Source organism: Micromonospora sp. KC606 (assembly GCF_004348675.1).
In the GTDB taxonomy this organism is placed as follows: Bacteria; Actinomycetota; Actinomycetes; order Mycobacteriales; family Micromonosporaceae; genus Micromonospora.
Window position 1 is genome coordinate 1 of sequence record NZ_SMKN01000121.1, and the last position, 17677, is coordinate 17677.

The 17677-nt window shown below is 73.3% G+C and carries 18 protein-coding genes and 2 pseudogenes; 7 read left to right on the top strand and 13 right to left on the bottom strand.

Features of this window, described 5'->3' with window-relative positions:
- Positions 1 to 1080 (bottom strand): UDP-N-acetylmuramate dehydrogenase (locus E1193_RS20765; protein WP_132184860.1); only part of this gene is annotated, 1080 nt, incomplete at its 3' end.
- 70 nt (positions 1081 to 1150) lie between these two features.
- Between E1193_RS20765 and E1193_RS20770 the strand changes: the two genes are divergently transcribed.
- The 3 genes and pseudogenes from E1193_RS20770 (at position 1151) to E1193_RS20780 (ending at position 4163) form a co-directional block, all read left to right on the top strand.
- On the top strand, positions 1151 to 1909 hold the full coding sequence (locus tag E1193_RS20770) for a maleylpyruvate isomerase family mycothiol-dependent enzyme (protein ID WP_132184861.1): 759 nt from the start codon (positions 1151 to 1153) through the stop codon (positions 1907 to 1909).
- A gap of 102 nt (positions 1910 to 2011) precedes the next feature.
- On the top strand, positions 2012 to 3391 hold the full coding sequence (locus tag E1193_RS20775; RefSeq protein WP_132184862.1) for a GH1 family beta-glucosidase: 1380 nt from the start codon (positions 2012 to 2014) through the stop codon (positions 3389 to 3391).
- Positions 3392 to 3411: 20 nt separating this feature from the next.
- Positions 3412 to 4163 (top strand): annotated as a pseudogene (locus E1193_RS20780) (LacI family DNA-binding transcriptional regulator).
- Positions 4164 to 4208: 45 nt separating this feature from the next.
- Here the strand turns inward: E1193_RS20780 and E1193_RS20785 are convergent.
- On the bottom strand, positions 4209 to 4640 hold the full coding sequence (locus tag E1193_RS20785) for an SRPBCC domain-containing protein (RefSeq protein WP_132184863.1): 432 nt from the start codon (positions 4638 to 4640) through the stop codon (positions 4209 to 4211).
- A gap of 254 nt (positions 4641 to 4894) precedes the next feature.
- Between E1193_RS20785 and E1193_RS20790 the strand changes: the two genes are divergently transcribed.
- The gene (locus tag E1193_RS20790; RefSeq protein ID WP_132184864.1) at positions 4895 to 5791 is read left to right on the top strand and encodes a GNAT family N-acetyltransferase; all 897 of its coding nucleotides are present in this window, start codon (positions 4895 to 4897) and stop codon (positions 5789 to 5791) included.
- Positions 5792 to 5837: 46 nt separating this feature from the next.
- Here E1193_RS20790 and E1193_RS20795 read toward each other — a convergent pair.
- Positions 5838 to 6095, bottom strand: a pseudogene (locus tag E1193_RS20795) (macro domain-containing protein); the annotation flags it as partial.
- 1 nt (position 6096) lies between these two features.
- Positions 6097 to 6891, bottom strand: coding sequence for an EI24 domain-containing protein (locus tag E1193_RS20800; protein ID WP_132184865.1), 795 nt, complete (start codon positions 6889 to 6891; stop codon positions 6097 to 6099).
- A gap of 259 nt (positions 6892 to 7150) precedes the next feature.
- Between E1193_RS20800 and E1193_RS20805 the strand changes: the two genes are divergently transcribed.
- A complete protein-coding gene (locus E1193_RS20805; RefSeq protein ID WP_132184866.1) occupies positions 7151 to 8128 on the top strand; it encodes a YafY family protein in 978 nt (325 codons plus the stop codon).
- Here E1193_RS20805 and E1193_RS20810 read toward each other — a convergent pair.
- The 5 genes from E1193_RS20810 to E1193_RS20830 form a co-directional block, all read right to left on the bottom strand.
- Positions 8119 to 9036: an SDR family oxidoreductase gene (locus tag E1193_RS20810; protein ID WP_132184867.1), complete on the bottom strand. Its 918-nt coding sequence runs from the start codon at positions 9034 to 9036 to the stop codon at positions 8119 to 8121. The genes E1193_RS20805 and E1193_RS20810 overlap by 10 nt on opposite strands.
- Before the next feature lie 458 nt (positions 9037 to 9494).
- Positions 9495 to 10382: an alpha/beta hydrolase gene (locus E1193_RS20815; protein ID WP_132184868.1), complete on the bottom strand. Its 888-nt coding sequence runs from the start codon at positions 10380 to 10382 to the stop codon at positions 9495 to 9497.
- On the bottom strand, positions 10379 to 10693 hold the full coding sequence (locus tag E1193_RS20820) for a DUF2516 family protein (protein ID WP_132184869.1): 315 nt from the start codon (positions 10691 to 10693) through the stop codon (positions 10379 to 10381). The genes E1193_RS20815 and E1193_RS20820 overlap by 4 nt, the downstream gene beginning before the upstream one ends.
- 74 nt (positions 10694 to 10767) lie before the next feature.
- Positions 10768 to 11400: a hypothetical protein gene (locus E1193_RS20825; RefSeq protein ID WP_132184870.1), complete on the bottom strand. Its 633-nt coding sequence runs from the start codon at positions 11398 to 11400 to the stop codon at positions 10768 to 10770.
- Positions 11397 to 12092, bottom strand: coding sequence for a helix-turn-helix transcriptional regulator (locus E1193_RS20830; RefSeq protein ID WP_132184871.1), 696 nt, complete (start codon positions 12090 to 12092; stop codon positions 11397 to 11399). The genes E1193_RS20825 and E1193_RS20830 overlap by 4 nt, the downstream gene beginning before the upstream one ends.
- 110 nt (positions 12093 to 12202) lie before the next feature.
- Here E1193_RS20830 and E1193_RS20835 point away from each other — a divergent pair, with 110 nt between their 5' ends.
- On the top strand, positions 12203 to 13000 hold the full coding sequence (locus E1193_RS20835) for an alpha/beta hydrolase (RefSeq protein WP_132184872.1): 798 nt from the start codon (positions 12203 to 12205) through the stop codon (positions 12998 to 13000).
- A 228-nt stretch (positions 13001 to 13228) separates the two neighbouring features.
- On the opposite strand, the gene E1193_RS20840 is transcribed toward E1193_RS20835, so the two are convergent.
- The 4 genes from E1193_RS20840 to E1193_RS20855 all read right to left on the bottom strand — a co-directional run bounded on the left by E1193_RS20840 (position 13229) and on the right by E1193_RS20855 (position 16739).
- Positions 13229 to 14188: an asparaginase gene (locus E1193_RS20840; RefSeq protein WP_207922784.1), complete on the bottom strand. Its 960-nt coding sequence runs from the start codon at positions 14186 to 14188 to the stop codon at positions 13229 to 13231.
- Between the two features lie 85 nt (positions 14189 to 14273).
- Positions 14274 to 15101, bottom strand: coding sequence for a 3-keto-5-aminohexanoate cleavage protein (locus tag E1193_RS20845; RefSeq protein ID WP_132184874.1), 828 nt, complete (start codon positions 15099 to 15101; stop codon positions 14274 to 14276).
- Positions 15102 to 15225: 124 nt separating this feature from the next.
- Positions 15226 to 16338: a folate-binding protein YgfZ gene (locus E1193_RS20850; protein WP_132184875.1), complete on the bottom strand. Its 1113-nt coding sequence runs from the start codon at positions 16336 to 16338 to the stop codon at positions 15226 to 15228.
- Positions 16335 to 16739 (bottom strand): Fur family transcriptional regulator, encoded by a 405-nt coding sequence (locus E1193_RS20855; protein WP_132184877.1) that lies wholly within the window; start codon positions 16737 to 16739, stop codon positions 16335 to 16337. The genes E1193_RS20850 and E1193_RS20855 overlap by 4 nt, the downstream gene beginning before the upstream one ends.
- A gap of 93 nt (positions 16740 to 16832) precedes the next feature.
- Between E1193_RS20855 and E1193_RS20860 the strand changes: the two genes are divergently transcribed.
- Positions 16833 to 17677: aminotransferase class IV (locus E1193_RS20860; protein WP_132184876.1), on the top strand; the 845-nt coding region annotated here is incomplete at its 3' end.

Genomic DNA, 17677 nt, shown 5'->3' on the forward strand with positions numbered 1-17677 from the left:
GTTGACGAGGACGGGTTCGGGGTGAAGAGGGACTCCGAAACGCTGGTGGACGCCGTCGCGGATCTGGCGGGCCAGGGCGACCAGGTCGGCGGTGCGGGCCACACCGCTGCGATTGGTCAGGGCCAGGGTGTGCTTGCCGCTGATCGCGGTGCCACCCGGGCCGGGATGCCCCTTGCCGAAGCCAGCCTTGTCGATCAGCCAGGCAGCGCTGACCTTCACCAGGTCGCCGGGGCAGGGCCAGGAGGGCGGCTCGCCCAGCTCCGCGGCGCGTTCCCGCAGCTGCTCGAACGCCGCAGGGTCGAGCACCGGGTTGGTGAAGAAAGAGCCGACCGACCAGGTGTCGGGGTCGGTCGCGTCGAGCACCATGCCCTTGCCGCCGCGCAGCCGCAGCACGGTCGCCCGGGCGTCGGCCAGCGGCACCCGGTCACCCACCTCGACGCCGAGCGCCCGGGCCAGTTCGGCGTAGCGCACGGGGCCGGACAGGGGCGAGCGGCGCAGCCGGAAGTCGACGGAGAGCACCGCCCATCGGTCGCAGTACTTGAAGATGCTGGACCGGTAGGCGAACCCGCAGTCCGCCGCGTCGATCCGGTGGACGCCGCCGTCGTGGCGGTCGTACACCTCGACGGCGGTGATGATCTCGGCGACCTCCTGGCCGTACGCCCCGACGTTCTGGATGGGGGTGGCACCCGCCGAGCCAGGAATGCCGGAGAGGCACTCCAGCCCGGACCAGCCGTTGGCCACGCTGGCGGCGACGAGCTCGTCCCAGGGTTCGCCGGCTTCGACCCGTACGGTGAGGGTGTCGGCATCCTCCGCGACCACCCGCAGCCCGCGCGACCGCACCAGGACGACCGTGCCGGCGAAGCCGTCGTCGCCTACCACGACGTTGCTGCCGCCGGCGAGAATCAGGACATGATCGCCCCGCCTCTGCGCTTCCTGAACCTTTTGTACGATTTCCTCGGCACTGACGGCGGTCTCCAGCCGGCGGGCGGGGCCACCGAGGCGGAGCGTGGTGTATCGCGCCAGGGCGGACGGGTCGGCGGGTCCGGCTCCGGTCGTCGGTTCGGCGTAGACGTCAGACACGCCTTTCACCCTAGGCTGAGGGGCAGCCGCGGCACCCACTGGTGGCCCGGTCACCCCGGGGAGGAGTGCGATGAGCAGACTGCACGGCACGAAGGACTTCTGGATCGGCGCGCTGCGGGCCGACGGCCCGGCGTTCGCCTCGGCAGTCGCCGAAGCCCCGCCCGAGACACCGGTGCTCTCCTGTCCGGGCTGGACGGTCGCTGATCTGACGCTGCACCTCGCCAGCATCTACCACTGGGTACGCTCCTTCGCCGGCGCTGGCGAGATGACCCGGCCGGGGCGGCGGGACGACGCCGAACTGCCCACCGGGACCGCACCGCTGCAGCTCTGGCAGCAGGAGTACGACCAGCTCATGGCCCTCTTCGAGAGCCTCGACCCGGAGGCCCCGGCGTGGAACTGGGCACCGCAGCCGAAGAAGGCCGCCTTCTGGCTGCGTCGGATGGCCCACGAGACTGCGGTGCACCGCTGGGACGCCCAACTCGCCATCGCCGCGGGCGACCCGGTGGAGGCGAAGCTCGCCGCGGACGGGGTGAGCGAGGTGCTGGACACCTGGCTGCCCGCGGGACGCCGGGCGATGACCGGCCAGTGGCACGGGGTGGTGCAGCTGATCGCGGCCGACGTCACCCAGGAGTGGTATCTGCGGTTGCGGGGGGACGGGGTGGCCCTGCTCGACACCGCCACCGTCTTCGGTCACGAAGACCACCACACCCGGGCACAGGTCACCGGCTCGGCGAGTGATCTGCTGCTCGCCCTCTGGGGTCGCGTCAGCTTCGACACCCTGGGGGTGGCCGGCGACCGGGCCCTCCTGGCGGGCCTGCGCGTGGGCTGACCCCGCGTCTCGACGACAGCGGCCGTTCCGGTGCGGGGCGGCCGCTGCGCGAAAAGCGGGCCGATCCTGCGAGCCCCGCAGCCGCAAACGGAAGAGGGCAACGTGAGTGAGCTTCGTTTTCCTGAAAACTTCGTCTGGGGGGCGTCCACCGCCGCGTACCAGATCGAGGGGGCGGCCCGCGACGACGGGCGCGGCCCGTCGATCTGGGACACCTTCAGCCGTACACCCGGAAACGTCTTCGCCGGCCACACCGGCGACGTCGCCTGCGACCACTACCACCGGTACGCCGAAGACGTGGCGCTGATGGCCGAGTTGGGGCTGGAGGCGTACCGGTTCTCGGTGTCCTGGCCCCGGATCCGGCCGGACGGCACCGGCCCGGTCAACCCGCGCGGGCTGGACTTCTACGACCGCCTCACCGACGCGCTGCTGGAGCGGGGCATCGACCCGATCGTCACCCTCTACCACTGGGACCTGCCGCAGGCGTTGCAGGACCGGGGCGGCTGGACCAACCGGGACACCGCCGCGCACCTGGCCGACTACGCCGTCGCGGTGCACGCCCGCCTCGGCGACCGGATCCACACCTGGACCACGCTCAACGAGCCGTGGTGCTCGGCCTACCTGGGGTACGGCAACGGGGTGCACGCGCCCGGCGAGCGGGACGCCGGGGCGGCCTTCGCTGCCGTACACCATCTGCTGCTGGGGCACGGCCTGGCGGCCCGCGCGCTGCGGGCGGCCGGCGCGGAGACCATCGGGATCACCCTCAACCCGGCCGAAGTGCAGCCGGCGGATCCGGCCAGCGCCGCGGACGCCGCCGCGGTGCGCCTTGTCGACGGCCTGCACAACCGGATCTTCCTGGACCCGCTGACCGGAGCCGGCTACCCGCAGGACGTGCTGGAGCACGTCTCCCGGCTGGTGGAGCCGACCTTCCTCCGGGACGGCGACGAGAAAATGATCGCCGCGTCGATCGAACTGCTCGGTGTGAACTACTACGCCCCGACGTACGTCACCGGTCGGCCCGACGGTTCCGGCGACAGCGCCTACCCGGGCACCGAGGGCGCGGTGGAGTTCCTTCCGCCGGCCGGCCCGACGACCGAGATGGGCTGGATGATCGAGGCGGCCGGGCTGACCCGGTTGCTGGAGCGGATCGGCCGGGACTACCCCGGGCTGCCACTGATGATCACCGAGAACGGCGGGGCTTTCCCGGACAATGCCCGTGTCGAGGAACCGGACGGCGGCGGCCGGGTGATGGACCACGACCGGATCGCCTACCTCGACGGACACCTGCGGGCGGCGCACGAGGCCATCGCTCGGGGCATCGACCTGCGCGGTTACCTCGTATGGTCGTTGCTGGACAACTTCGAGTGGGCCGAGGGGTACCGGAAGCGGTTCGGGATCGTCCACGTCGACTACCTGACTCAGCGGCGCACACCGAAGTCCAGCGCCCGGTGGTACCAGGAGGTGATCTCCCGCAACGGGCTGTGACGAGGTTGGTGGTTACGGGGATGACGACGGCACAGCGACCGACTCTGGAGGCGGTCGCCCGACGGGCCGGGGTGCCCGGGCAACCGTGTCCCGGGTGGTCAACGGCTCCACCACCGTCGCTGAGCCGATCCAGGAGGCGGTCCGCCGGGCCGTGGCCGAGCTGGGGTACGTCCCCTACGCCGCAGCCCGCAGCCTGGTCACCCAGCGAACCGATTCCGTCGCCCTGGTCATGCCGGAGGAGGCCACCCGGGTCTTCTCCGACGACCAGCTCTTCCCCGGGATCATCCGGGGCGCGGCGCAGGAACTGGAGGCCGCCGACAAGCAGCTGGTGCTGATGCTGGCCGGTTCGGCGGCCGGTCACGAACGCGTCGAGCGGCTGGCCGGCTACCGGAACGTGGTCGCCGAGGCGGGGCTGGCCGAGCTGGTCGCCCACGGGGACTTCACCCGGGATTCCGGGGCGTCGGCGATGCGCCCACTGCTGGCCGCACACCCCGCCTTGGACGCCGTCTTCGTCGCCTCCGACCTGATGGCGCACGCCGCCCTGCGGACGCTCCGTGCGGCGGGGCGGCGGGTGCCCGACGACGTAGCGGTGATCGGCTTCGACGACATCGAGACGGCCGCGTACCCGGATCCGCCGCTGACCACGGTTCGCCAGCCGATAGTGGAGCTGGGCCGGGCGATGACCCGCCAGCTGCTGCGGTCGGCCGCCGGCGAGCTGATCGACGAGGGGCTGATCCTCCCCACCGAGCTGGTGCCGCGTAGGTCGGCCTGACCGACTCCCGGGGTGTCGCGGAGCGCCGCGACACCCCGGGGCGGGTCAGCTGCTCTTCTCGGCGCGCTCCCGCAACGCCTCGTTGAACCGGTCGAAGTTGGCGGACGTGCCGTCGATGACCGAGCCGAGCGGCCTCACCAGCAGGCCGGTGAAGCGTTCGCTCTGCACCAGCCGGGTGCGACCCTCGACGGCGGAGAGCAGGAACCGGTGTTCGCCGTCGAAGAGTCCCGGCACCAGGAGCCGGCCGCGCCAGCGCAACTCGCGGCCCGGGTCGGCGGCGAGCACCCTGGGGGTGAACGTAATCGGCCGTCCCTTCCCAGGGAACATTCGCAGGGTCAGCGTCTCGCCGACGCGGGCCTGCCCCGCGGCCTCCCGGATGAACGGGTTCCACTCCCGGTACGCGGCGAAGTCGGTGAGGACGGCCCACACCCCGTCCGGGCTCGCATCGATGTCGATCTGGGTGGATATCTCTCGCATGCGCGCCTCTCGATGTCCGGACATGGTCGCCGGGGACGGCCGGCGCGGTGCAGCGTGGCGAATCAGCCGGTCCGAACCTACTCAGCCGGCTCCACCAGCGCAGTCCCGTCGGAGATCACTATTCGGTGGAGTCTCCGCCGCGTCGGCGATAGCGTCGCCGGATGACCGAACCGAACCGGCTGATCCGCGTGCTCGGCTACTCCGACCATCTCGTCGAGGTGGAGGCCGTCGCCGCCGCCCGCGAGGTGGGCTGAGTGCGCATCCGTACCGCCGTCCCCGAGGACGCCGCCGAGGTGGTGGCGCTGCGCGCCCTCGTCCACCCCTACCTGGTGCGGGGCGTGGAGTCGACCCGCCACATGATCGCGCACCCGCCGCCCGGCGAGGACTGGGCCGCCTGGGTCGCCGAGCTCGACGGCCGGGTGGTTGGCTGGGCCTCGGCGTACCGCAACAGCCAGACCTCCGAGCCGAACTTCGGCGAGATCTCCCTCCCGCACGTCCACCCGGAACACCGGGGCCGGGGCGGCGGCACCGCCCTGTTCACCGCCGCGCTGGCGCACCTGCGCGCCATCGGGGCCCGCCGGGTGCTCACCTGGGCCCAGCCGGAGGCGTTGCCGTTCGCCCGCCGGCACGGCTTCGCCCCGAGCCGGGAGCTGCGCTACTCGGCCCTCGACCTGCGGCCCACGCCGCCGATGCCGCAGCCGCCGCCGGGCGTACGCCTGCTGTCGGCGGCGGAGGTGGGTCCACGCCTGCTGCACCGGCTGGACGCCGAGGCGGCCCGCGACGAGCCGGGCGACGCCCCGGTGGACGCGATGAGCTATGACAGTTGGCAGTACGAGGTCTGGCAGAACCCGGGACTGGACCGGGAGGCGAGCACCCTGGCCGAGGCGGACGGCACGCCGGTCGCCCTCAGCCTGGTGAAGCGGGACGGTGACCGGATGTGGTCGGAGTTCACCGGCACGCTGTCGACACACCGGAGGCGAGGGTTCGCCGGCCTGGTGAAGCGGGCCGCCCTGCACCGGGCCGCCGCACGCGGGGTACGCACGGCGTACACGTCGAACGACGGGGCGAACGCGCCGATGCTGGCGGTCAACGCCCGGCTCGGCTACCGGCCGGTCGCGTCCCAGTGGACCTGCCTGCGCACGCTGACCTGATCAACCGGCGTCGGCGACCCGCCGGGCGGCGGCGTACGGCGGCGGAGAAGACCGGCCCGACGGTGTGTACCACCCAGCGGGCTTGCAGATCGCCGGCGGTGGTGGCGACGGCCTGGCCGGTGGGCAGGCCCCGGCCGTACCGGGAGGCCCGCAGCGCCCGGCACTCGGCGAGGATGGCGGGGCCGCCCCGGCGGTGGATCGCGCCGTCCACACCGCCGCCGCCCAGCAGCGAGGAGTTGGCGGCGTTGACGACCACGTCGACCCGCTGGGCGGTGATGTCTCCCTCGACCAGGGTGATCTCCATGTCAGCCCTCCTCGGTGGACTGCCCGAGCGACCGCCGGGTCAGCAGGGTGGCCCCGGCGACGGCGGCCGGCATGACCAGCACCGCGCCGATCGGGATCAGGAAGCAGAGGAAGACCGCCACACCGAACCCGAGCGTGGTGGGCCGGTCCGCCCTGAGGATCGATCTACGGTCGGGTAGCCGCAGCCCACGCCGGGAGAACGGTGCCCCGGCCAGTTCCACGGCGAGCAGCCAGCCGCCTACCGCCGCCCCGACCACCGGCACCACGATCTGCCCGACCACCGGGATGAACCCGGCGGCGAAGAGCGGGATCCCGAAGAGCACGGAGAGACCGACCAGCCGGAGCGAGTCGACGAGGCTGCGCCGCAGCGACGCCCAGAACGGCACCTCCACCTCGCCGGGCGTACCGCCCAGGCGCTCCTCCACCCGTTCGGAGATCTTCTCGTAGAACGGATCACCGATGACCAGGGTCACCGCGGTGAAGCTGACCACTGCGAGCAGCCCGCCAAGTACGAGGAAGGCCAGCCCGGCGATCACCCGGGCCAGGCTGCGGGCGGTGGTCGACCAGCCGTCGGCGAACGGGGTGACCCAGGCCGCCAGATCCTCCACGAAGTACACCAGGGTGACGAACGCGGTCACGAAGATCGCGCCGGAGATCAACGCCGGGACGACGCCCAGCAGCATCAGGCCAGGGCTGCGGACGTAGAGGCCGAAGCCGCGCAGGAGCAACCCGACGCCGGCGAAGAAACGGCCGATCGCGCCGGTCACCGGTGCGACGATGTCACGGGGTGCGTTCACGACCGCAGAGCCTAGTGGCCCCCAGCCGGTGCCGCTGCCGACGCGCGCCCCCGACGCGATCGGCTTCCGGCCGGCGGCTGGGCCAACCGGCCGGTGATCGACTCTACCTGCCGCGAACAGGGCCTTCCAGCGCACGCGATACCACCGTTTGCCGCAAGTTGAGTCGATCATGGCAGCAGGACCACCGCTAGCCGCAAGTTGGTCGATCACGAGCCGGCCCCGCTCCGGCCCAACCTCCGGAGGGCGTCAGGATGGAGCGGTGCGCGCGTCCCGGCTGATCTCCCTGGTGCTGCTGCTGCAGTCGCGGGAGACGATGACCGCCGCCGAACTGGCCCGCGAGCTGGAGGTTTCCGAGCGAACCGTCTACCGGGACGTGCTGGCGCTCTCCGCCGCCGGGGTGCCGGTCTACGCCGACCAGGGCCGAACGGGTGGCTACCGGCTACTCGGTGGCTACCGCACCCGGCTGACCGGGCTGACCCGCGACGAGGCGGAGGCGCTCTTCCTGGCCGGGCTGCCCGGCCCGGCCGGCGACATGGGGCGCACCGAGGCGGTCGCGGCCGCCGAGCTGAAGATCCTCGCCGCGCTGCCGCCCAGCCTGCGGGACGCGCCGGCCCGCACCGGGCAGCGGTTCCACCTGGACGTGCCCGGCTGGTTCCGCGAGTCGCCACCGCCGCCCCGGCTGGCCGAGCTGGCCCGGGCCGTCTGGTCGGACCGGGTGGTCGAGCTGCGCTACCGGCGCGGGGACCGGGAGGTCGTCCGCCGGGTCGAGCCGTACGGGCTGGTGCTCAAGAGCGGCACCTGGTATCTCGTCGGCCGGGTCGGCGCCGGGATGCGCACCTACCGGGTCGACCGGGTGCGCGACGTCACGCCGGTTGCGGAGACCTTCGCCCGAACCGAGACCTTCGACCTGGGCGGGTACTGGCGGGAGCAGGCCGAGGCGTTCCTGCGGACGATGCTGCGCGAGCGGATCACGGTCCGGCTGAGCCCCGCCGGTCTGCGCGCGCTGCGGTGGGCCGCCGACGCCCCTCTCGTGTACGACGAGGCGCTGGCCGCCGCGGGCGAACCCGACGGGCGGGGGTGGGTGGTCACCCGACTGCCCGTCGAGTCCGCCGACGTGGCGTACGACCTGGTGCTGCGGCTCGGCCCGGAGGTGGAGGTGCTCGACCCGCCAGAACTCCGGCAACGGCTCGCCGACGCGGCCCGCCGCCTCGGCGAGCTGTACGACGATCAGCGGTAGTCGGCCGGGTCCGCCTTCTTCCCGCCCTCGACGACCTCCGTGATGTAGCGAAGGCCCTGCGGCCGGCTGCCGTCGAGGTCGGTGAAGCCGTAGACGGTCGCCAGCTCTCCGCTGTCGGTGGACCGACCGTTCCACCTGGCCTTGTCCGGGTCGGCGGCCAGCGCGGCGACCGCCCGTCCGACGTAGGCAGGGGTCTCCGAGATGACGAAATCCGGCTCCTTGGCGATGGCGTCGCGCCAGTTCTCCTCGGTGACGCCGTAGTGCTCCAGCATCGCCTCCGAGCGCAGCCACCCGGGGGTGAGCGCCACCGCCGTGCAGCCGTGCGGCTTCAGTTCCTCGGCCTGGATGAAGCCAAGCCGGTTCACGCACGTCTTGGCCAGGTCGTAGAAGGCCGACAGCCGGTAGTGGTCGTCGTTGTACGCCTTCGTTCCGTCGCCGATCTCGACCACCAGCCCGCCCGGGTTGCGGATCAGCAGCGGCAGCGCGAAGTGGCTGGTGATCAGGTGGGTGTGCACCGCCAGTTGCAGGGTGCGGAAGCCGTCGTCCAGGGGCTGCTTCCAAATCGGCTCGTTCCAGGCGATCAGGTGGTCGCTGCCCCAGACGTCATTGACCAGCACGTCGAGACGGCCGTGCTCGGCGTCGATCCGGGCGACCAGGTCGCGCACCTGCTCGGGTACCAGGTGGTCGACCCGCACCGCGATGCCGGCGCCGCCGGCGACGGTTACCAGCTCGGCGGTCTCCTCGATGGTCTCCGGCCGGTCCATCTCGGAGCGACCGGTCCGGGTGCTGCGGCCGGTGGCGTAGACGGTCGCGCCGGCCGCGCCGAGTTGGACCGCGATCTGCCGGCCGGCACCCCGGGTCGCCCCGGCCACCAACGCGACCTTTCCTTCCAGCGATTTCGTCGTCATGCCATCGAGCGTGTCAGGAATACCTGCCAACCGGAGTCCGGTTTTACGGACGCGGTGGCGTAGGTCATGTTCGCCGCGAGCGGGTCGCCGAGGGCGCGCTGAAGTGCGGAGCCGCTGTTCACCGAGGCGGAACGGGATCTCGACCGGAGCCGCACGCGCTGCCGCAGCGGCCGGACGAGACGGCGGTGGAACGCTGGTTGCTCGACATACGCGCCGCCCACCTCCCGCCACGCCCGCGCCCGCAGCGCCGCGAGTCGGTGCCGGTGGAATGCGGCGCATGATCGACCCCAACTGCCGCAAACCGGGGCATCGCCGCAGCGAGACACGTCCAACTGCCGCAGCTCGGGCCGCGCGGGGCACGCGCACATCGTGGGCGGCGCACAACCGCCGGCCGAGTCGCCCTCGACGATGAAGAGGCACCGTGGGCGGCGCTCGCACCGGGGGCGCGCGGGAGCGGGTCAGGTGTTGAGGAACGCCGAGATCCGCTCCCGCAGGTCGGCGCGGTCGGTCCAGGCGAACCCCGGCCGGTCGTACAGGTGCAGGGTGGCGTGCGGCAGCGCGGCGGCCAACTCCTCGGCGACGTGCGCCGGGTGCAGGTCGTCGCCGACACAGCCGATGACCAACGCGGGAGCGGTGATCGCGGTGAGCGCCGCGACGTCCGCCAGTGGGGCCTGCTCGGGCAGGTCGGCCAGACCGGGCGCCAGCCCGTCACGCAGCAACTGGTCCAGCCGCTGCCGCAGGTACGCCCAGCCGGCCGGGGTGTTCCGCACCGGGGGCGGGAGCTCCAGCGAGACGACGTCGGCGACAGCCGAGGCGTCCCCGGTGGACACCGCGTCCAGCAGGTCGATCAGCCGCTGCCGGGCGACCGGCGCCCGGGGAGTGTCCAGTCCGGCGGGCAGCAGGAGGACCAGCCGCTCGAAACGGTCCGGGCTGTCGGCCAGCAGCCGGCACAGCGCGCCGGCCCCGAGGCTGGCCCCGAAGGCCCGGGTCGCGCCGCCGAGGTCGGCGACGGCCCGCAGATCGCGAGCGAGGTCAAGGTAGCTCCACGGGCCGGGCGGCGCGTCGGAGCGGCCGTGCCCACGGAACTGGAAGAAGATCTTGCGGCCGGTGACCGCACTGCCGAACGGGCGGGTGGTGGCGATCCCGTTGCCCAGCCCGTGCGCGAAGACGGTGACCGGGTCACCGGCACCGGCGACCAGCCGCTCCAGCCGTACGCCGTGCGGCGTGGTGACGAGTTCGGTCTCCGGGTCGGGCAGCGCCGGTCGCCCGGTACGCGGGCCGCCCGGCCCCGGCCCCCAGGTGCGGGGGCCGCCGTCGGGCGGTGGCGGCCAGCGGAAATCCCTCACCAGGACCCTTTGCCGTCGTGCAGGTCGCGCAGCCCGACCCGGACGTCCAGCAGGTAGATCAGGCCGGCCGCGATGCCGATCAGCCCGAAGATGCTGAGCGCGCCGAAGCCGAGCAGGGTGAGCACCAGGCAGACCCCCAGAATCGCCACCCAGCCCCCCTTGGGCAGGGTGCCGATCGCCGCGAACCCGTCGCCCCGCTGGGTGATCGCGTGCACCAGAGCGACGCCCTGCACGATCAGCGCGAAGACGAGCAGGATCAGGTTGATCACGTCAACGACGGCGAAGACGAAGATCGGCGCGGCGATGGCCATGACGGCCAGCATACGGCGACAACCCCGGAAACGTCCCACAGGACGCTTCCGGGGTTGTGCCGGTACGGCCCGGGTTACTCGGCGGCCGGGCGGGTCCGCCGGGTGGCCTTCGGCAGCTTGGCCGACGGGGTGGTCGGCTCGGCGGCGGCCTTCGTGGTCCGGCGGACGGCCTTCGGCTTGGACGCCACGGCCTCGGCGACCTCGGCCGGGCTGGGCGCGCTGTCCTCGGTCTTCACCTCGGGCGCCACGCTGGCGTCGGTGGTCTCGATGTCGGTGTTGACGGTGTCGGCGGCCTCCAGGACGCCGGCGCCGACCACCCGCTCGCCCCGGGCGATCAGCGAGCCGTACGCGGCCAGCGCCCGCTCCTGGGCGGCCTGCGCGCCGGCCAGGACGGCGGCGGCGTTGCGAGTGGCGACCTCGCGCAGCTTGTCCAGTTCGAGGTCGGCCGGCATCGCCTTGGCGCGCAGCTCGGCCGCCGTCAGGTTGGCGGTCTTGAAGGTCTCGGTGGCCTTCTGGCGCAGCTCGCCACCGGTGACGACGGCCTTTCCGCCGAACTCGGTGACGGCCTTGGCGCCATCGGCGACCACCTTGTCGCGCAGCTCGCCCACCACCGTGGGGAGCTTGCGCAGCTGCTGGTAGGCCAGCTCGCCGGCGCCGGCGGCGGCGTAGAGCGGGGCGGGGATGCGGTTCGTCTTCGGCTGGGTCATGACTGTTCCTCCTCGGCCGCCGAGGCGGCCTTCGGGACCGCCTTCGTGGCGGCCTTCCTGGTTCGGGCGCTGGTGCTGGGAGCGGGTGCCGCACCCGCCTCGGTGACGGCGACCGATTCGAGGACGGCCTCGGTCGGGGTGCCGTCGGGGGTGGTCGGGCCAGTGGCGGCCGGCGCGGCGGTGGCGGCGGCCTCGGCCGGCGTCACCGCTGCGGTCGGCTGGGCCGCTGTCGCCGCCGCAGTCGATGTCGCCGGCGGGGTCGGTGCTGCCGGCGGGGTCGGTGCTGCGGGCGAGGCCGGCGGGGCGGTCGGCGGGGCGGACTCCTGGCCGCCTGCGGTGGCCTCGGCGAGCCGGAGGTTCTCCCGGCGGAAGGTCTCGTAGATCTGACTCAACGACTGCTTCTGCGCCATCGTCAGGTCGGGGTCGACGGCGATCGCCGCCAGCACCCCCTGTCCCTCCTTGTCGTCGAGTAGCCCGGCCCGCAGGTACATGGCCGGGGTGGAGACCCGCAACGCGCTGGCGAGCTGCTGGAGCACCTCGGCGCTCGGCTTGCGCAGGCCCCGCTCGATCTGGCTGAGGTAGGGGTTACTCACCCCGGCCTGCTCGGCGAGCTGACGCAGCGAGATCTTGGCATTCCGGCGCAGGTCACGGATGAATCCGCCGACGTCGGGTAGATCCTTGGGTGCGGCCATACCCCAACGGTAGTCCACGCTGCTAACTCCAGCAAGCAAAGCGCTAGCCGCAGTTAGCAACGCCACAGCGGAGGTTGCGGGCCGGCTGTCCGGTCCGTAGCTTGCTAAGCGTGACGAAGATCGACATCAACGGGGCATCGCTGGCGTACGACGACCTGGGCAGCGGCAGCACGGTGGTCCTGTTGCACGCCGGGATCGCCGACCGGCGGATGTGGCGGGGCCAGCTTCCCGCCCTCGCCGAACGGCACCGGGTGGTCGCCCTCGACCTGCGCGGGTACGGCGACTCCGCGCTTCCCCCCGAGCCCTTCGCCCACCACGACGACGTCGTCGGTTTGCTGGACGCGCTCGGCGTCGAGCGGGCCGCACTGGTGGGCTGCTCCTTCGGCGGCGCGGTGGCCGTGGACACCGCGCTGGCCCACCCGGAGCGGGTGAGCGCGCTCGCGCTGCTCGGCACGGCCGTCTCCGGCAACGAGTGGTCCGAGGAGACCGAGGATCTCTGGGAGAGGCTGGTCGGTGAGGTCGACCCGGAGGACCTCACGGCGAGCGCCGCCGGTGAGGTTCGGTTCTGGGTGGTGGGCCCGAGTCGCGCCCCAGGGGACGTCGACCCCGAGTTGGTCGCGTTCGCCGAGGAGATGGACCATCGGGCCCTCGCCTCCGAGCTGGCGCTCAGCGCGGTGGAGATCGAGGAGCTGGACCCGCCCGCTATCGACCGGCTGGGCGAGCTGCGACTGCCGGTGCTCGTCACCGCCGGCGCGGACGACGTGCGGGACATCGCCCGGCTCGCCGACCGGATCGCCGCCGAGGTGCCCGGCGCGGTCCGCCTCCCCGACGTCCCGGATGCCGCCCACCTTCTGCCGCTGGAACGCCCGGAGGCAGTCAACGCCGCCCTACTCAACTTCCTGCCCTGACAGCCCCTGATCATCTCCACTTGCCGCGAACGGGGGTGTAGCGGCCCGGCGTCACCGCCGTTCGCGGCATCCTGAGTCGATCAAGCACGAGACCGCGACCCAAGCCCGAGACCGCGACCACCGGGACCGCGACCAACGAGACCGACCACCGAGACCGCGACCACCGGGACCGCGCCAAGCACGGGAGCGGCCGGGCCGCGCCGAGTGGACCACAAACGGCGGCCGAGGTCACCAGGTGGCGCGGATGGCACCGACCGGAAGGCCGCCGCCGAGTAGCGGCAGCCGCGCAAACTCGACCAGCACCGGAGCCTCGACGCCGAGCCGGCGCAGCGCCGAGACCAACACCGGCATCCGGGCCCGGCCCGCGCCGTCGTCGATCTTCAGGGCGACCGCGCCGACGCCGGGGACCGCCGCCGCGATGACGCCCTCCGCGCCCACCTTGGCCAGCGCCCCGGGTACGCCCCGCATCAGCCGGGTGTCGTCCGCCCCGGTCCCGCCGACCAACTCCGGGTACGCCCGCATCGCGTCGGCGACCGTCCGCTCGACGGTGCCGGGCTCGGCCTGAACCAGCCGCAGATACGCCCGGGCCAGCCCGGTCAGCGATACGGCGACCACAGGGGCGCCGCAGCCGTCCACCCCGACGGCCGCCGCCTTCTCGCCGGTGAACTCCTCGAGCGTGGCGGTGAGCCGCTGCTGCAACGGATGTTCGGGCTGCCAGTAGCCGTCCAGCGGCCAGCCGGCCGCGAGGCAGGTCAGCAGCATCCCGGCGTGCTTGCCGGAGCAGTTCATCTGCACCCGGGTCGGCCCACCCCCGGCGCGCAGGACGGCCACCCGGGCGGCCTCGCCGACGGGCAGGGCCGGCGGGCAGTGCAGGGCGTCGGCGTCCAGGCCGGCGCCGGCCAGCAGCGCGCCGACCCGGGCCAGGTGGAGGTCCTCGCCGGCGTGGCTGGCCGAGACCAGCGCGAGGTCGGCCGGATCGGTCAGCGGCAGCCCGGCGCGGAGCATGCCGACCGCCTGCACCGGCTTACTCGACGAACGCGGGAAGATCGGCGAGGTGACGTCTCCCGCGCCGGCCACCGGCGCACCGGCGGCGTCGAGGACCACCACGGAACCACGGTGGACACCCTCCACGAAACCGGACCGGACCACCTCGACCAGGGGCGTGCCGCCCCCGTACGTCTCTGCCACTTCGTGGACGGTACCGGCCGGGCCCGCCGCCGGGCCGACCAGGGCGCGGTCCCGTGCCGTACCGGGGCGCGGGGCGGACCCGCCCCTACAGGCCGAGGAGCTGCCGGGCCTCGGCGGTGGTCAGCGGCGGGCGCTGGGCGAGCTGGGCGAAACCGACGGCCCGTGCGACCAGCTGCATGTTGGATTCCACCGGCTGCCCCTTGGCGTACGTCACGGTGTCCTCCATCCCGACCCGCAGGTGCCCACCGGTCGACAGCGAGGCGAGCAGGACCGGAAGGGTGCTGCGGCCGATGCCGGTGGCCGAGAAGGTGGTGCCGTCGGGCAGGTCGCGCAGCATCTGCTGGGCGGCGACCAGGGTGGCGGCGGTGCCCGGCATGCCGCCGGGGACACCCATCACGAAGTCGACGTGCACGTGCCCGCCGTGCGGCAGGCCGTACTTCCCGAGCAGCCGTTGCAGGGCGGTGAGGTGGCCGAGGTCGAAGATCTCGTACTCGGGCACGATGCCCCTCTCCTGCATCCGGGTGTGCAGGTCGACGATGAACCCCCACCGGTTGAGGAAGACGTCGTCGCCGAAGTTGACCGTGCCCATCGTGCAGGAGGCCATGTCCGGGCGGGCGTCGAGGACGGCGAGCCGGTCGGCCTCCGGGTCGGTGACCGCGCCGCCGGAGGAGAGCTGCACGACCAGGTTGGTGTTCTCCCGCAGCGCCGCCACGGTCTCCCGCAGCCGCCCCTGGTCGAGGGTGGGCCTCGCCTCGTCGTCACGAACGTGGACGTGGATCACGGCGGCGCCGAGCGCTTCGCACTCCTTCGCGGTCGACAGCAGCTCGTCGAGGGTCACCGGCAGGGCCGGCACCTCCGCCTTGGCCGACTCCGCGCCGGTGGGGGCAACCGTGATCAACGTCCCTGTGGTCATGCCGGGATGGTAGCGGCCCCGCCACATCCGGTCGACAGCCGCCGCACGCCATGACGCAAAAATCTCCCTGAAAATCACAGAAAGGAGGAAGATTTCCCGCCGTCAGCATGCACCGGCGGCACCTTTACGTCGGATCGATCGCGGCGGCGCTCTCCCCCACCAGCAGCCGGGCGTCGTCGGCCACGTTGCGCTTCACCACCGCGAGGGCGACCTGACCCAGCTCGTGGTGGTGCACGGCGGTGCCGACGAAACCGACCGCCCGACCGTCCAGGGTCACCGGGGTGCCAGTGGCCGGCGGCTGGTCGGTGGTCACCCCGTCCAGGTGCAGCAGGACGAGCCGGCGGGGCGGCTTGCCCAGGTTGTGCACCCGGGCCACCGTCTCCTGGCCGCGGTAGCAACCCTTGTCGAGGTGGACGGCGGAGCCGATCAGGCCCACCTCGGCGGGGATGGTCCGGTGGTCGGTGTCCACCCCGGCCCGGGGCAGCCGCGCGGCCACCCGCACCGCCTCGTACGCCCACAGCCCGGCCACCGGCACCCCGGCGCCGCGCAACTCCGCCACCACCTGCCCGGTCGCGGGACGAGGCACCAGCAGGTCCACCCCGAGCGGGCCCCGGCGGGCCCAGCCACCGTCGGGCAGCGACCGCGCGTCGTACACCACGCTGGGCCGTGGCGGCAGCTCGCCGGAGCGGAACTTCGGACCCGGCACCGCCACCACGTCCGGTCCGGCCAGCCCGGTGACGCCGAGCGCCGCGGCGGCGGCCTCGGCCTCGGGGCCGACCAGCGACAGCAGCGCGTGGTCGGCGGTCACGTCGCGCGGCTCGACCTTGCTGAAGAACCGCATCCGTTCCAGGTACGCCAGCAGGCCGGCGGTCATCCCCGGCTCGGTGTCCAACCAGGTGGTCTCGCCGTCCTCGGTGACCATGGCGTGCTGCTCGACGTGGCCGTGCGGGCTGAGCACCAGCAACTCGGTGCCCTGCCAGGACCGCAGCGCGGCCAGGTGCTGGCTGGTCAGGGTGTGCAGCCAGCTGATCCGCTCCGCGCCGCCGACCGCCACGACACCCCGGTGCGACCGGTCCACCAACCCGACGGCGGCCTCCAGGGTGCGCTGCTCGCGCATCGGGTCGCCGTAGTGCGCGGCCACGCCCCGGACCCCGGCCGCCCGGTGCTCCGGAGCCGGCTGGTCCCGGCTGGCCTCGTCGATCGCCTCGACGGCCACCGCTCCCGCGATGTCGATCATTTCGGTTCCCCGTCCTCGCAGTTGCCGCAGACGCCGAAGAGCGCCACGTGCCCGATGTCCACCCGGAAGCCCCGCTCGGTGGCGAGCCGGTCGGCGAGTGGGCGGAGCAGCTCCGGATCGATCTCGTCGATCGCGCCACACTCCCGGCAGACCAGGTGGACGTGCTGGTGCTCACCGGCGGCGTGATAGGTCGGCGCACCGTGCGACAGGTGGGTGTGGGTCACCAGCCCCAGCCGTTCCAGTAGCTCCAGCGTCCGGTAGATGGTGGTGATGTTGACCCCGGCGGCGACCTCCCGGACCGCCGTGTGCACCTGCTCCGGTGTCGCGTGGCCCAGATCGTGCACGGCCTGGAGCACGAGCTGCCGCTGCGCCGTCAGCCGCAGCCCACGGGAGCGGAGCATTTCCGCGAGCGAGGATTCGGACACCGCCCGATCATAGTTCGGCCGCCGAACCGGACCGGGGGACGCGGGTGGACGCCGCTACGCTCGGCGGTCATGGAGGCGTCGAGGATCGCGGTGCTGGGCCGAGGGCTCGTACCGACGGAAGAACGGGTGCTGCGCGGCGACGACCTCGGCGCGTTGCACGGCGACGGGTTGTTCGAAACCATGCACCTGCGCGACGGCCGACCATGGCTGCGGACGCCCCACCTGACCCGGCTACGTGCCGGCGCCGCCGCGATCGAGCTGCCGCTTCCGCCGGAGGACGCCCTCATCGGGCTGCTGGACACGGTGGCCGCCAACTGGCCGGCGCAGGTGGAGGGGGCGCTGCGGCTGGTCTGCACCCGCGGCCCGGAGGGCGGCGGGCCGCCCACGGTCTACGCGACGCTCGCCGAGGTTCCGACCGCGTCCCGGCGGGCCCGGCGCGACGGCGTGACCGTTGCCACCCTGCCCCTCGGGCTGCCGGCGACGGCCCGCCCCGGGCTGGGTTGGCTGCCCACCGGCACCAAGTCGACCTCGTACGGGGTGAGCGGCGCGGCCCGCCGCTGGGCGGCCCGCAACGGGTTGGACGACGTGCTCTGGGTCTCCTCCGACGGGTACGCGCTGGAGGGGCCCAGCGCCAGCCTGGTCTGGCTGGCCGGGGAGGTGCTGTGCACGGTGCCGGCCGCGTCGACCGGCGTCCTGCCCGGCACCACCTGCGCCTGGCTCCTCGCCCACGCCGACGCGCTGGGGCTCACCGCCGAGGAGCGGATGGTCACCCCGGCGCAGTTGCGGGCGGCCGACGGCTGCTGGCTGACCTCGTCGGTGCGCGGCCTGGTCGAGATCCGCGCCCTGGACGGCGTGACGCTGCCACGCAGCCCGCTCACCGCCCCGTTCCAGGCCCTCCTGGCACATCCCCTCCC

Bases quoted from the DNA above. Each gene is read 5' to 3' on its own strand.
- E1193_RS20825 (WP_132184870.1), bottom strand. From the start codon at position 11,400: ATGACCCAGCCGAAGACGAACCGCATCCCCGCCCCGCTCTACGCCGCC.
- E1193_RS20830 (WP_132184871.1), bottom strand. From the start codon at position 12,092: ATGGCCGCACCCAAGGATCTACCCGACGTCGGCGGATTCATCCGTGAC.
- E1193_RS20770 (WP_132184861.1), top strand. From the start codon at position 1,151: ATGAGCAGACTGCACGGCACGAAGGACTTCTGGATCGGCGCGCTGCGG.
- E1193_RS20855 (WP_132184877.1), bottom strand. From the start codon at position 16,739: ATGCTCCGCTCCCGTGGGCTGCGGCTGACGGCGCAGCGGCAGCTCGTG.
- E1193_RS20820 (WP_132184869.1), bottom strand. From the start codon at position 10,693: ATGGCCATCGCCGCGCCGATCTTCGTCTTCGCCGTCGTTGACGTGATC.
- E1193_RS20810 (WP_132184867.1), bottom strand. From the start codon at position 9,036: ATGACGACGAAATCGCTGGAAGGAAAGGTCGCGTTGGTGGCCGGGGCG.
- E1193_RS20845 (WP_132184874.1), bottom strand. From the start codon at position 15,101: ATGACCACAGGGACGTTGATCACGGTTGCCCCCACCGGCGCGGAGTCG.
- E1193_RS20785 (WP_132184863.1), bottom strand. From the start codon at position 4,640: ATGCGAGAGATATCCACCCAGATCGACATCGATGCGAGCCCGGACGGG.
- E1193_RS20850 (WP_132184875.1), bottom strand. From the start codon at position 16,338: ATGATCGACATCGCGGGAGCGGTGGCCGTCGAGGCGATCGACGAGGCC.